General features: G+C 59.8%; 13 protein-coding genes. 2 read left to right on the top strand and 11 right to left on the bottom strand.

Features of this window, described 5'->3' with window-relative positions:
* Positions 1-96 precede the first annotated feature (96 nt).
* Positions 97-3,093, top strand: coding sequence for a cyclic nucleotide-binding domain-containing protein (locus ACR0JW_RS08920; protein WP_480713830.1), 2,997 nt, complete (start codon positions 97-99; stop codon positions 3,091-3,093).
* Here ACR0JW_RS08920 and ACR0JW_RS08915 read toward each other — a convergent pair.
* The 9 genes from ACR0JW_RS08915 to ACR0JW_RS08875 all read right to left on the bottom strand — a co-directional run bounded on the left by ACR0JW_RS08915 (position 3,090) and on the right by ACR0JW_RS08875 (position 11,284).
* A complete protein-coding gene (locus ACR0JW_RS08915; RefSeq protein ID WP_170613792.1) occupies positions 3,090-3,383 on the bottom strand; it encodes a metalloregulator ArsR/SmtB family transcription factor in 294 nt (97 codons plus the stop codon). The genes ACR0JW_RS08920 and ACR0JW_RS08915 overlap by 4 nt on opposite strands.
* Before the next feature lie 112 nt (positions 3,384-3,495).
* On the bottom strand, positions 3,496-4,728 hold the full coding sequence (locus tag ACR0JW_RS08910) for a mandelate racemase/muconate lactonizing enzyme family protein (RefSeq protein ID WP_170678332.1): 1,233 nt from the start codon (positions 4,726-4,728) through the stop codon (positions 3,496-3,498).
* 24 nt (positions 4,729-4,752) lie between these two features.
* On the bottom strand, positions 4,753-5,847 hold the full coding sequence (locus tag ACR0JW_RS08905) for a Zn-dependent alcohol dehydrogenase (protein WP_170678330.1): 1,095 nt from the start codon (positions 5,845-5,847) through the stop codon (positions 4,753-4,755).
* 81 nt (positions 5,848-5,928) lie between these two features.
* Positions 5,929-7,128: a TCR/Tet family MFS transporter gene (locus ACR0JW_RS08900; RefSeq protein WP_170678595.1), complete on the bottom strand. Its 1,200-nt coding sequence runs from the start codon at positions 7,126-7,128 to the stop codon at positions 5,929-5,931.
* A 96-nt stretch (positions 7,129-7,224) separates the two neighbouring features.
* Positions 7,225-7,938 carry an alpha/beta fold hydrolase gene (locus ACR0JW_RS08895; RefSeq protein WP_480713818.1) on the bottom strand — a complete coding sequence of 238 codons (714 nt, stop codon included), beginning with the start codon at positions 7,936-7,938 and terminating at the stop codon, positions 7,225-7,227.
* A gap of 13 nt (positions 7,939-7,951) precedes the next feature.
* Positions 7,952-8,740, bottom strand: coding sequence for a 3-oxoadipate enol-lactonase (pcaD, locus tag ACR0JW_RS08890; RefSeq protein ID WP_170678325.1), 789 nt, complete (start codon positions 8,738-8,740; stop codon positions 7,952-7,954).
* 59 nt (positions 8,741-8,799) lie between these two features.
* Entirely contained in the window at positions 8,800-9,774 is a 975-nt protein-coding gene (locus ACR0JW_RS08885) for a threonine/serine dehydratase family protein (protein ID WP_170678323.1), read from the bottom strand.
* Positions 9,771-10,598, bottom strand: a complete 828-nt coding sequence (locus ACR0JW_RS08880) for an alpha/beta fold hydrolase (protein WP_170825108.1) — start codon at positions 10,596-10,598, stop codon at positions 9,771-9,773. The genes ACR0JW_RS08885 and ACR0JW_RS08880 overlap by 4 nt, the downstream gene beginning before the upstream one ends.
* Entirely contained in the window at positions 10,598-11,284 is a 687-nt protein-coding gene (locus ACR0JW_RS08875) for a haloacid dehalogenase type II (RefSeq protein WP_170678319.1), read from the bottom strand. The genes ACR0JW_RS08880 and ACR0JW_RS08875 overlap by 1 nt, the downstream gene beginning before the upstream one ends.
* 126 nt (positions 11,285-11,410) lie before the next feature.
* Between ACR0JW_RS08875 and ACR0JW_RS08870 the strand changes: the two genes are divergently transcribed.
* Positions 11,411-11,839: an FKBP-type peptidyl-prolyl cis-trans isomerase gene (locus tag ACR0JW_RS08870; RefSeq protein WP_170678317.1), complete on the top strand. Its 429-nt coding sequence runs from the start codon at positions 11,411-11,413 to the stop codon at positions 11,837-11,839.
* Positions 11,840-11,860: 21 nt separating this feature from the next.
* Here ACR0JW_RS08870 and ACR0JW_RS08865 read toward each other — a convergent pair whose 3' ends face one another.
* Together ACR0JW_RS08865 and ACR0JW_RS08860 are read right to left on the bottom strand one after the other, a co-directional pair.
* Positions 11,861-12,052 (bottom strand): hypothetical protein, encoded by a 192-nt coding sequence (locus ACR0JW_RS08865; protein WP_170678315.1) that lies wholly within the window; start codon positions 12,050-12,052, stop codon positions 11,861-11,863.
* Positions 12,053-12,111: 59 nt separating this feature from the next.
* Positions 12,112-12,903: an enoyl-ACP reductase FabI gene (locus tag ACR0JW_RS08860; RefSeq protein ID WP_170613467.1), complete on the bottom strand. Its 792-nt coding sequence runs from the start codon at positions 12,901-12,903 to the stop codon at positions 12,112-12,114.
* Positions 12,904-12,905: the final 2 nt, after the last annotated feature.

Below are 12,905 nucleotides of genomic sequence, written 5' to 3'. Positions count from 1 at the left end.
GTTGGGATTGCGGTAAATTCGTACTGCTGAATTTAAAGATTACCATGACGTACGGGTCGATGACCTGAAGTAGGGGCGGGTTCAATAGAAAGAACGATTTTCCGGTTTATTTGGAAGTACTCCAAACGCGATCAGCTGGTGCTGCTGGCCGTGACGGCGACGCTGTTTCCATTGCTTTACCTGACGCTGGAACTGCCCAAGCGCATCATCAATGACGCCATCGGCGCAACCAGCAGCGTGGTCGAGGTCTGGGGCTACAGTCTGACGCAGACCAATTTCCTGATCATCCTGTGCTTTGCATTTCTGGCCTCGGTTCTGGCGCATGGTTTGATGAAGATGCGCATCAACACGATGAAGGGGATCCTTAGCGAACGGATGTTGCGCCGGTTCCGCTATCAGTTGATCAACAGCGCGCTGCGTTTTCCACAACCCTATTTCGAGCGGGTCAGCCAGGGTGAACTGGTCTCGATGGTGACAGCCGAAAGCGAGCCGATGGGCGGGTTGATGGGCGATGCGATCAGCCAGCCGGTGTTGCAGGCCGGACAGATGATCACGATCCTGTCGTTCCTGTTTCTGCAAAGCGTCTGGTTCGGATTGGCAGCAGTGGCGCTGATCCCCTTGCAGGCCTGGCTTATCCCGCGCCTGCAGCAGCAGATCAACCTGCTGAACAAGAAACGCATTCAGGAAGTGCGCGTGCTTGCGGCCCAGATTGGTGAAAACGCGGCGGGCGCATCGACATTGCGGTCAAACGGCGGCTGGCGGTATCGTCGCGCGATGGTCTCGGATCAGCTGGGGCGGCTGTTCGGCATCCGGTTCGAGATCTACCAGAAGAAGTTTTTTATGAAGTTCATAAACAACTTCATCTCGCAGCTGACGCCGTTCATGTTCTATCTGGTTGGCGGGCTTCTTGTGCTTCAGGGGTCGGTCTCGCTGGGGGCGCTGGTCGCGGCCTTGGCGGCCTACAAGGACCTGAGTTCCCCATGGAAGGAACTGCTGACATATTACAACCAGACACAGGACATGTCTCTGCGCTGGGACGTGGTGGTCGAACGCTTTGCGCCTTCGGGAATGCTGGATGAAAGACTATTCGACGGCGAACCTGAAACACGCCCGCATTTGAACGGCGATATCCATCTGAACCATGTCTCGGTGCGCGATATGGATGGAAATCAGGTGCTGGACGATCTGAATCTTACGTTTCCGGGTGGAAAGACGGTTGGTATTTCCGCCCCCAGCGAGGAAGACCGGCGTGCATTGGCGGAACTGCTGACACGGGAAATCCTGCCAAGTGCCGGGCGCGTTGAAATCGGGGGGCAGAACCTGGCCGATATGCATCAGGGGGTTGTGGCGGCTCGGATCGGGTATGCCACGTCGCGGCCTGTGATGTTTCAGGGAACGCTGGGCGACAACGTCATGATGCCGATGCGGTTCAAGCCATTGTCGGAAGGGCCGGCCGATCCCGGATTCGCCGAAACCCAGCGCGCCGGAAACAGCCCGGATCCGTTCCGGGCAGATTGGCTGGATCCGTCACTGGCCGGTCTGGACAATGCACAGGCACTGCGTGCGTGGTGGCTGCAACTGGTCGAGGGTATGGGCTCGGGTGCAGCCCTGTTCCAGCGGGGCAGCGAGCAGACATTCGATGCAGCCGAGCACCCCGAGCTGGCGGCAAAACTGGTCGAACTGCGCCCGGTAGTGCAGCAGGCCGTTCAGCAGAATGGTCTGGAACAGCAAGCGCTGATTTTCGTTCGGGATACCTATAACCCGGCTTTGCCCGTGGCCGAAAACCTGCTGTTTGCCACCCCGCGCGTCCGGGTCACGCAGGATCTTCTGGCGCGCCAATCCGTGTTTCTTGGGCAATTGCGCGAACTGGGGCTGGATGAAACGCTGGTCAGCCTGACCCGGGACGTGATCGACATGCTGCGCCAGATCTTTGGGCTGGATGGAACCGATCACCCTCTGTTCCGCAAACTTGGCCTTGAAGCCCAGACCTATGAGGCCGCGGTCGAGCTGATCGACCGCACCCGGGACGAAGGCGCGACGGGGCTGAACGATGAACAGCTGGCGAACCTGCTGGCGGTGCCGTTGGTGATCTCGGCCGAACAGATCGGGCCGGCCTTTACCAATGAACTGAAGGACCGGATTCTCGAGTTGCGTCACAGCCATTCTGACAAACTGCTTGAGACATTGCATGACGTCTTCGTGCCGCTGGATGAAGGCGAGTTTGCACCGGGTCTGACCGTGATGGAGAACGCCCTTTTTGGCAAAGTCAGCCAGGTTGGAGGGGCCCGGTCCGACGAGTTGCGCAAGATGATTGTCGATGTGCTGTCCGAAAACGGCGCGCGTCCACTGGTGATCGAACTGATCTACAACGTTCCGGTTGCGCTCGGCGGGCAAAACCTTCCGGCGGTTTTTGCCGAACCATTGGCCTTTACCCGTGCAACGATCAAGAAGCCGGACTTTCTGGTCCTTGAGAACGCGCTGGCCAGTTATGACATGAAAACCAAAGTGGCGGTTTACAAGAACCTGCGCGAGTTGCTGCCGGACACCACGGTTGTCTACTTGAATGATCAGTTCCAGAATCCGGATGCATTCGACATGCATGTGGAAATCAGGCAAGGTCGTGTCGTTTCAGGGGAGGGACCGATCGACGTGGAGGAAGACAGCGCCGCCTCAGCCGACCTTGCACGCAAACTGCGGGCATTGGAGCAGACGCCATTGTTCTCGGGTCTGAACCGCAGACAGCTGCGCCTGCTTGCATTTGGTGCGCGCTGGTTCGAGGCCGCGAAAGGCGAGGTGATCTTTCTGAAGGACGACCAGCCGACGGATGGGGCCTACGTTGTTCTTGAGGGCGAGGCGGGTTTGTATCTGCCGCAAAAGGACGAACCGGATCAGCTGATCACCAAGGTCGGACCCGGCGCGCTGGTTGGCGAACTTGGCCTGATCCGCAAAGAGCCGCGCGCGCTGAGCATGATTGCCGAAACCGATCTGTCCTGCCTGCGTATCGGTGAAGAAGAATTCCTTGCCGTCGTCGAAAACGATGCCGCAACCGCGTTCAAGCTGTTGCAGGTCATTGCCGGTTACGTTTCGAACTAGATGCCGCCCTCGGGGTTGCAGAACAGGTCATAGAGCAACGTGATGACCTGTGCAGTGTTGCCGTCTTTCAGCGTGTAGTAGATTGTTTTGCCATCCCGGCGGGTCGAGACTAGGTTTTCCTCGCGCAAGCGGGCAAGCATCTGACTGACTGCCGCTTGCCTTAGCTGCAACAGCTCCTCCAGTTGCCCTACAGATTTTTCGCCATCGCCCAGATGGCACAGGATCATCAATCGGCCTTCATGGGCCAGCGTCTTGAGGAATGCGGCCGCACGGGCGGCGCTTTCGCTCATATCCGCAGGTTTTTCAGGGCTCAGTTGTTGGGACTGCACTTCCTTGAACGTCACGCGTGACCTGTCTACTAGTCTGTATTGTCAGCATTATGCCTGATTACAGTCCTGATTGTCACCCCTCGACAGCCGGTGCGCCGCCCTGAAAGGCGTTGCCGTTGACGTAGTCACAAGGTGCCTCCTGCATCTGCAGGTGCAGGCCGTCCCCGGTATAGGGGTGCGCGCGGGCCAGTTCTTCATTGACGTCGATCCCGAGGCCGGCAGCAGTGGGCGGGATCACGAATCCATTGTCCACCTGCAAACTGCCGTTGATCAACTGGTTGTGGAACGGGGTTTCAATGGTTTCCAGCAACAACAAGTTGGGTATGGATGCGGCCAGATGGATATTCGCGGCCCATTCCACAGGCCCCGCGTATAGGTGAGGTGCCATCTGTGCGTTGAAGATCTCGGCCATGGCGGCGACTTTCTTCATCTCCCATATCCCACCTGCGCGTCCCAGCGCGGGTTGCAGGATTTCTGCCGCGCCAGCCCGCAGAACCGCCCCGAACTCGGCCTTTGTGGTCATCCGCTCGCCTGTGGCCACCGGAATGCGGACGTTGCGGGCAACGCGCGCCATGTCTTCGATCATGTCCGGCGGTGTGGGTTCTTCGAACCAGAGCGGCGAGTACGGCTCGAGCGCCTGACCCAGTCGGATGGCCCCCGCCGTGTTGAACTGGCCGTGGGTGCCGAACAGCAGGTCGGCCTTGTCCCCGACTGCCTCGCGTATGGCTTTGCAGAACGCCACCGACATCGAGATATCGGACATCGCCGGCATATGGCCGCCGCGCATCGTGTAAGGACCAGCCGGGTCGAACTTAACCGCGGTGAAGCCGCGCCGGACCATTTCGGCCGCGCTTTCCGCCGCCTGATCGGGTGACGTCCAGAAATCGGTCAGATTGTGCCAGGGCAGGGGGTACAGATAGGTATAGGCGCGAATGCGTTCATTCATCAGCCCGCCTAGCAGGGCGTAAACCGGGCGGTCCCGGTCCTTGCCCAAGATGTCCCAGCACGCGATTTCAAGCCCGGAAAACGCGCCCATGACCGTCAGGTCCGGACGCTGGGTGAAGCCGCTTGAATAGGCGCGGCGGAACATCAGCTCGATGTTCTCCGGGTTCTCGCCCAGCATATGCCGTTCGAACACGTCCCGGATGACATGTTTCATGGCCTCCGGGCCAACCGACGAGGCGTAGCATTCCCCCCAGCCGATGATCCCGGTATCGGTCGTGACCTTGACCAGTATCCAGTACCGTCCGCCCCAGCCTGGGGCCGGAGGTGCGGTGACGATAATATCGAGATCCTGCAGTTTCATCAGCTGCCCTCCTGCCGGGTCGCGTTAGTTCTGGTCGAAGATAATGACGTTGCGTTTGGCCGAGCCGGTCTTCGTGTCGGCAATCGCCTCGTTGATCTGGTCCAGCGTCCAGCGCCCCGAGATCAGTTCATCCAGCTTCAGCCGCCCCTGTTCGTACAGGTCGATCATCCAGGGGATATCGCGCTGAATGACCACGTCGCCCATTTTCGATCCGACCAGGCCCTGTCCCAATGCGGCAAGGATGACGGGTTCGTAGGTAGACTGATCGCCGGAATGCGGCATGCCGATCATGACCGCCTTGCCGCCGCGCCCAAGGTAACGCGGGGCCTGATCATAGGCCGGTATCGCGCCGACGGTAATCAGAACAGCATCCGCCCCGCGCCCGCCCAACGCCTTGAATGCAGCTTTCCAGGGTTCGGCCAGGCTGCCCAGCACGCCATGTGTTGCGCCAAACTCTTTGGCGATTTCCAGTTTTTCTTCGGTCATGTCTACAGCCACGATGCGCCGCGCCCCGGCAAGCCGTGCGCCCTGTATCGCGTTCAGGCCTACGCCCCCGGCGCCAATCACGACTACGTCCTGACCCGGGCGCAAACCGGCCGCGTTGACGGCTGCGCCAACGCCCGTGATCACGCCGCAGGACAACAGGCTGGCAACGTCCTTGGGCAGCGTTTCCGGGATCTTGACGATCTGCCTGTGGCTGACGACCACCTTTTCCGCAAAAGCGCCGCAGGCCATGGCCTGTTCAAGCGGACCGTTATCGGCTGTACGTAGCGGACCCTTGACCGTGTCGTAAGGGGTTTCACAGATCGTGGGTTTGCCACCTGCGCAGGACGGGCAGGACCCGCAGGCCCGGATCAGTGTGACAACGACCGGGTCGCCGACCTGCAACCCGCCTGCGTCCTTGCCCACCGCCGATATGATGCCAGCCGCCTCGTGCCCGTAAACGGCAGGCAGAAACCCGCCCCAGGCGCCACTGGCGTATGTTATGTCGGAATGACAGATCGCGACGGCGTGAAGGGTCACTTCGACCTCGCCATTGCCCGGAGCCGAAATCCGGACATCTTCAATAACAAGCGGTTCCCCGAACGCATGGCATACAGCGGCTTTGATGGTTTGCATTGTTGTTAACTCTCCCTTTCGCACACGGTGGCGTTATGGCGCGCAGGCTGCAAGGCGGAATCCGTCATTGGGATGTCGTTGTTACGCCACAAGCGGGCGCGCCCGGGAAAACAGCACGAAACCTGCAATCATCAGCACAAGGGCAAGAAGAAACGGCGCACCGGGCAAATAGATAGCTGTGTCCGGTCGCACGAAATGCGCGAATACGCCGGTCATCAGCAACGGAGAGATAATCATCGACAGAGCATGGAGTGAGGTCAGAACGCCCTGCAGTTCGCCCTGTTGGGAATCCGGTGTGGTCCGCGACATCATGGCCTGCAGGGCCGGGGTGATCACGGCGCCAAAGGCCGTGATCGGGATCAGGATCAGGGCGACAGTTCCGTTGGTCAGAAACGCCAACAGCAAGAAACTGATTATCTCGAATCCCATGCCGTAGATGATGGTTGCCCGCTCACCCAGATATCGCGTGGCCGGGCGGATCAGACCGCCCTGCACGGCCGCCATGGCCATGCCGTAGACCCCAAGGGATAATCCGATCATCTGCGGTGACCAGCCAAAGCGCTCAGTCGTGAAATACGACCAGATTGCGGGGTAGACATAGATTGACACCGAATACAGGAAATAGACCCACAACAACGGTCGAATTCCCGGTAGTCCGGCGATGGCGCGCAACGAATTTGCGGTATTGGCACGTCGCCAGCTGAATGCTCGCCGGGTCTTGTCGGTGATCGTTTCCGGCATCACGAACAGACCGACGACGAAGGTCAGCGCAGACAATCCCGCCGCCGCCCAGAACGGCGCGCGGGTTCCGTATTCACTCAGCACACCGCCCAGAACCGGCCCAAGCACGAAGCCAACGCCAAAGGCCGCCCCGATCAGTCCGAAATTGGCGGCTTTCTCGTGTGGCTTTGACACGTCCGCCATGAAAGCCGCCGCGGTTGCGTGGGTGGCCGCGGTAATGCCGCCCACGATGCGCCCGGCAAGAAGCAGCCAGATACTGCCTGCAACCGCCATGACCACGTAGTCCAACGCCATGACAAACAGCGACACCAGAAGAACCGTGCGCCGACCATAAGCATCAGAAAGATTTCCCAAAATGGGGCTGAACACAAACTGCATTGCAGCGAATGCGGTGCTGAGAATCCCGCCCCAGATCGCAGCACTGGCCAGCGTTCCTGCCTGAACCTCGAGGATCAGTTCGGGCATGATGGGCATCACCAGACCGATGCCCATGGCGTCGATCATCACGATGCTGAGAACAAACAGAAATGGCAGACGCATGAGTACCGGTTTCATTGGTTTCTGCGCGGACCCTAGCGACCGGCCGCAGGGAAGGGAACATCCCTGTACCGTGTCGTGACGTCCGGTCAGCCGGGTTCAGAGTCCATGCTCGATCTCGCTCAGCAGTTTGGCCAGCTTTTCCGGCTGCGCGAAAAACGGTGAATGCGAACTGTCGATGGTGTGACGCAGGTTCGGCGGCGCGCAGTGGCTCATCGTTTCCTGGTATTCGGTCGGTATCGTGTGATCGTCAGTTGTACGGATATATGCCTTTTTGACGCCGGCGTATCTTGTGGACAGCGGCAAAGGGGTGTCCTGAGGCCGGATCGGCTGAGGGCACATTCGTGCCAGCGCATATTGGGTCGTGCCGGTCGGGCAGTCGTGATAAAACAGATCCTGCACCCGGTCTGGATGGACGGTGTAGGACAGGCCGTCGGCAGATTTGTCCACGGCGTCTACAATCAGTTGCCGGGGCGCGCGTTTTCGCATCTCGACCATCGACAAACCGTCGTGCGGCACATACGCGCAAAGATAGATCAGGCCCTGCATCGCGTTTGGCTGAGCCTCGGCGGCGGCGCTGATCGGATATCCGCCCCAGGAATGCCCGACGATGAGTGTTTCCGGTGTTGTGGCCGCCAGAACAGCGTCCCGACACCCGTCCAGCGTAACGTCGCAGATGCGGGTCGGGTCGGAACCGTGGCTGGGCAGATCGATGGCATGGGCGGAATGCCCCAGACGTTCAAGTGCGGGTATTAGATCGCGCCAGCACCATGCGCCATGACAGGACCCGTGGATCAGCAAAAAATCCGCCACAGTCGTCTCTCCTTCAGATGTGTCCGACATCGGACAGGAAGCGTCGCAACAAGGCGGCGTATTGCTTGGGGTGTTCGACACAGGGCAGATGTCCCGCCTTGCGCATCAACTCAAACCGGGAGCCGGGGATCAGGTCGACTGTTTCTCTGACCAGATCGGGCGGGGTCGAGCCGTCCTCGCTGCCGGCGATGCCCAATGTGGGCAGGCGCAATCCGCTGGTCGGCGTATAGAAGTCGGTGCCCGATATGGCGGCGCAGCACCCCAGATAACCTTCGACCGGTTGGCGAACCATCATGTTGCGCCACAGCAGGTGATCCGTCGATGTGCGATAGCCCTTCGAAAACCACCGTTCCATCGTTGCGTCGGCCAGTGCTTCGATCCCGCCAGCTCGCACCGCGGCCATGCGATCCTGCCAGATGGCCGGGGTCGCGATTTTGGCGGCGGTGTTTGATAGAACCAGCGCGCGGATCTGATCCATCCTTTTGACGGCCAGGCCTTGGGCGATCATGCCGCCGATGGACAGGCCCACGAATACGCAATCCCGGACACCAAGATGGTCCAGAAGGGCCTCGGTATCCCTTATCAAGGCGCCCATCGAATACGGGCCGGGAGGCTGCGAAGACAATCCGTGACCACGCTTGTCGAAACGGATGATCCGCAGGCCATCCGGCAGATGCGGCAGGACGTTGTCCCAAAGGCGCAGATCGGTCCCAAGGGAATTGGCAAACACGATCGGTGCCCCGTCCGGGTTGCCGTCCGTGCGGTAATGCAGTTGCACGTCACCAAGATCGGCGATTTGCATGATTTCGGTCCCTGTCGATTCACAGTTCGGGGTCAACTTGCACGGATTGCCGCCTGCTGTCAGGTCAGGAATTCCAACGCCTGGCCAAAAACTTGCGGATCGGCATTTCCGCCGGATGCCACTACAATGACCGCGTCGCCCTGAATCTCGTCCTTTCGGAACAAGGCTGCCGCCAATGACACGGCCCCGCCCGGTTCCAGCGCGATCTTGAGGCGCAAAAAAGCCTGCGCCATTGCCCGCAGGGCTTCTTCCTCGGATACCGCCAGCCCGGGACCGCACAAACGCTGAAGGATCGGGAAGGTGATCCGGCCGGGTTGGGGGGTCAGGATTGCATCGCACAGATTGCCCGCTGCCGCCGTGTTCTTTTCGATGCGGCCACTTTCCAACGATCGTTTGACATCATCAAAGCCTTCCGGCTCGCACGGGCGGACCCGCAGGTCAGGCGCGTGTTTTTCCAAAGCCAAGGCAATGCCCGATGACAGGCCGCCACCACCGCAACACACCAGAACGTCCGCGTTGGCAACCCCGGCTTCGGCTGCCTGACGCGCAATCTCAAGCCCCGTGGTGCCCTGTCCGGCGATTACTTGCGGTTCGTCGTAAGGCCGGATCAGCGTCAACCCACGCTCCTGCGCCAGACCTTCTCCGATCTCCTCGCGGCTTTCGGTTGTGCGGTCGTAGAGAACAACCTCGGCCCCTAATGCGCGGGTGTTTTCGATCTTCAGCCGTGGCGCGTCTGAGGGCATGATGATCACCGATGATATCCCGTGCCGGGACGCGGCCAGCGCAACCCCCTGCGCATGGTTGCCCGAGGAATAGGCAATGACGCCGCGCTGCCGGTCACTCTCTTCCAGCGCCGAGATTGCCGACCACGCGCCGCGAAACTTGAAACTGCCGGTATGTTGCAGGCATTCGGGTTTCACCAGCACACGCCGGCCTGCGATTTCGTCCAGAAAAGGTGAGGTCAGGATCGGCGTTTCCCGCACATGTCCCTGCAGTCGGGTGGCGGCGGCTTCGATCAGATCAATGGTGCTCATGCGGCGTCCAGTATTTTGCGAATGACGGTCAGCGAAGTGGGCTCGTCCAGAAAGGGAACATGCCCGCGATCGGGCACCTCAGCCACGCTAAGCCCGGGGTGACGTGTTTGCATTTGGGCAAGTGTTTCCCTTCCCAGAATGTCCGAGTTTGCGCCACGGATGACACCAACCGGCAAATCGCGCAAGGCCTCGAACAACGGCCACAAATCCGGCACCACACCGGCAGCGGCCTGTTCGATCAGCGCGGTCCGCAAGGCGGGGTCGTAGCGCAACGACAGATGCCCGCCCTGATCTTCGTACTGAAACTCGGCCTGCCGTTGCCAGATGCTCAGAGGGACACCGGGGAAATGAGGGTCCATAGCCTGTTTCAGTTGCCGTGCCGCCTGATCCAGTGTTCTGGAAACCGGCGGTTTGCCAACGTATTCCATGATCTTGGCAATGCCTGCAGGTTCAATGACCGGGCCGACATCGTTCAGGATAACGCCGGCCAGCCGGTGGCGATGGCTGATTGCCAGCGCCATCGCGATCAAACCGCCGCGGGACGTTCCCAGAATGACCACCCGGTTGAGGGCCAGATGATCCAGCAATTCGATTGCGTCCAGCGCCTCGCGCTGGATGTTGTAGTTTGTGTGGTCCGGGTCATGATCGGAACGACCGCGCCCGCGATAATCCATTGTGATCATGCGGTAATCACTAATATGAGGCGCAAGGAAAGAAAAATCCCGACCATTGCGCGTCAATCCTGCCAGACACAGGACCGGAGCGCCTGTGCCGTTGTCCTCATAATAAATGCGCCTGTTGTCCGAGGTCGTGAAAAACGGCATCAAAGACCGGCCAGCTTTGGGATCGAAGTCAGGTCGGACAGGACATGAGCGGGCGTCCACGGCAATCGGTCCTGGGGTTCGCCTGCTCGGTTGACCCAAGCAGTCACAAATCCGTATCCGCTGGCTCCGGCGGCGTCCCAGCCATTGGAGCTGACGAACAGGACCTGATCGCGTTCACAGCCAAAGCGTTGCTGCACAAGGTCGTAGACTTTCGCATGTGGTTTGAAGACACCAACAGTTTCGACCGACAGAACGTCGTCCAGCAGATCGCCAACGCCGGCCGACTGCACGGCACCTTCCAGCATCGGCGGAGATCCGTTGGACAGGATGGCGGTCTGTAAACCACTCGCTTTCAATGCCTTCAGCATCTCGGGCACTTCCGGATAGGCCTGCAGTTGCCAGTACAAATCCAGGAGCCTCTGTCGCAGGGCGGCATTGCCATCTAGCCCCGTGGCTTCCAATGCCCAATCAAGCCCGTCCTGCGTCACGTCCCAAAAATCGGCATGCGCGTCTGTTATCGCCCGCAACCAGGTATATTGCAGCTGTTTCAGGCGCCAGAAATTGGCCAGCTCGGGCCATTTCTGCCGTAGCGCCTCGAACTCCGGTTCACCTGCGGCCTGCCTTGCGGCGGCGGTGACATCGAACAACGTACCATAGGCATCAAAAACACAGGTGGAAATTGCCATCGGACCCTCACTGCCAATCGGCGGCAGGTTGGCACAGGAGTTTCGTGGGTTAAAGGGGCAAGGGTTTACATTATCGTGTCATACCCTAGGTTGACCGGTTCATTCCTTACCCGGTCGGAGTTCAATATGACTGAAATCAAACAAGGCGACACAGTGCGCATCCATTATACCGGCACCTTGCTGGACGGATCCGTCTTCGACAGTTCCGAGGGGCGCGATCCGCTTGAGTTCGTCGTTGGCTCGGGCCAGATCATTCCCGGCCTCGACACGGCCATGCCGGGTCTGGCGGCAGGCGACAAAAAACGGGTCGAAATCGCCTGTGTGGAAGCCTATGGGCCGATCAACCCGGCGATGCGCCAGGCCATCCCGCGCGAAGGCATCCCGGATGATATTCCGCTGGAACCTGGTACTCAGCTGCAGATGCAGACACCTGACGGGCAAGCTTTACCTGTTACCGTTGTCGATGCGGATGAGGCCACAGTTACCCTTGACGGGAACCATCCCCTGGCGGGACAAGACCTGATCTTTGAGATTGAGGTGGTTTCGGTAAACTGACCGGAAAAGGCGAAAAGACCGTCAGCCTGCAATCATGCCGATAAGGCGGTCCACAGCTTCACGCACCGGTGGCTGAGTCAAAAAGACAAACAGCACCAGAAGGGATGTCAGCGTCAGTAACATGACACGACCCCGACTGGTCAGGAGTCCCGACTTCCGCCGGACCTGAGGTCCGCGCGCGTTGTTTGCAATGATCTGGTCTAGCTTGCTCATAAGCCAATCCCTGCCGCCTAAAGATGGTCAAATCTAGGCGTCGGCAGGGAAAGATATGGTCACATCGCCTCGGGCTGCGGCATTCCAAGGATATGGAAACCGCCATCGACACGGATGATCTCACCTGATGTGCAGGACCCGGCGTCCGACGCCAGATAGACCGCAGTGCCGCCCACGGCCTCAAGCGTCGCGTTCGATCGCATTGGCGCGTTCTGGTCGCAGAACTTGTAGGTCTTGCGCGCGCCGCCAATTGCGGCCCCGGCCAGCGTTTTCATCGGCCCGGGAGAGATTGCGTTGACGCGAATACCATCGGGGCCGAGATCGTTGGCCAGGTAGCGGGTCGCTGATTCCAGTGCCGCCTTGGCCACACCCATCACGTTGTAATTGGGAACAACCTTGTTGGACCCCTGATAGGTCAAGGTCAGCAAGGTGCCGCCATTGTCCTTCATAAGCGGATATGCCCGGCGCGCGACCTCGATAAAGGAATAGGCCGAGACATCCAGCGAGTGTTTGAAGTTCGCGCGGGTCGTGTTCAGAAACCGGCCGGTCAGTTCGTTCTTGTCGGAATAGGCGATGGCGTGCACGACGAAATCGATGGTCGGCCATCGCTCACCCAGCTCGCCAAAAGCGCGGTCCAGCGAGGCGTCGTCGGTGACGTCCGCATCTACCATGAAATCGCTGCCGAGGCTTTGTGCCAGCGGTTCCAGACGCTTTCCGAACGCCTCACCTTGATAGGTGAACGCCAGTTCGGCACCGGCCTCATGCATCGCCTTGGCAATGCCCCACGCAATCGAGCGGTCATTTGCCACGCCCATGATCAGGCCGCGTTTGCCCTTGAGAAGATCCGACATCA

This window comes from Ruegeria sp. BG6 (assembly GCF_056538465.1).
Note: the sequence above shows the minus strand (reverse complement) of the source record. Positions and strands in the feature narration are given on the sequence as shown.

Bases quoted from the DNA above. Each gene is read 5' to 3' on its own strand.
- ACR0JW_RS08865 (WP_170678315.1), bottom strand. From the start codon at position 12,052: ATGAGCAAGCTAGACCAGATCATTGCAAACAACGCGCGCGGACCTCAG.
- ACR0JW_RS08860 (WP_170613467.1), bottom strand. From the start codon at position 12,903: ATGTCGGATCTTCTCAAGGGCAAACGCGGCCTGATCATGGGCGTGGCA.
- ACR0JW_RS08870 (WP_170678317.1), top strand. From the start codon at position 11,411: ATGACTGAAATCAAACAAGGCGACACAGTGCGCATCCATTATACCGGC.
- ACR0JW_RS08915 (WP_170613792.1), bottom strand. From the start codon at position 3,383: ATGAGCGAAAGCGCCGCCCGTGCGGCCGCATTCCTCAAGACGCTGGCC.
- ACR0JW_RS08885 (WP_170678323.1), bottom strand. From the start codon at position 9,774: ATGAGCACCATTGATCTGATCGAAGCCGCCGCCACCCGACTGCAGGGA.
- ACR0JW_RS08910 (WP_170678332.1), bottom strand. From the start codon at position 4,728: ATGAAACTGCAGGATCTCGATATTATCGTCACCGCACCTCCGGCCCCA.
- ACR0JW_RS08905 (WP_170678330.1), bottom strand. From the start codon at position 5,847: ATGCAAACCATCAAAGCCGCTGTATGCCATGCGTTCGGGGAACCGCTT.
- pcaD (WP_170678325.1), bottom strand. From the start codon at position 8,740: ATGCAAATCGCCGATCTTGGTGACGTGCAACTGCATTACCGCACGGAC.
- ACR0JW_RS08880 (WP_170825108.1), bottom strand. From the start codon at position 10,598: ATGCCGTTTTTCACGACCTCGGACAACAGGCGCATTTATTATGAGGAC.
- ACR0JW_RS08900 (WP_170678595.1), bottom strand. From the start codon at position 7,128: ATGCGTCTGCCATTTCTGTTTGTTCTCAGCATCGTGATGATCGACGCC.
- ACR0JW_RS08875 (WP_170678319.1), bottom strand. From the start codon at position 11,284: ATGGCAATTTCCACCTGTGTTTTTGATGCCTATGGTACGTTGTTCGAT.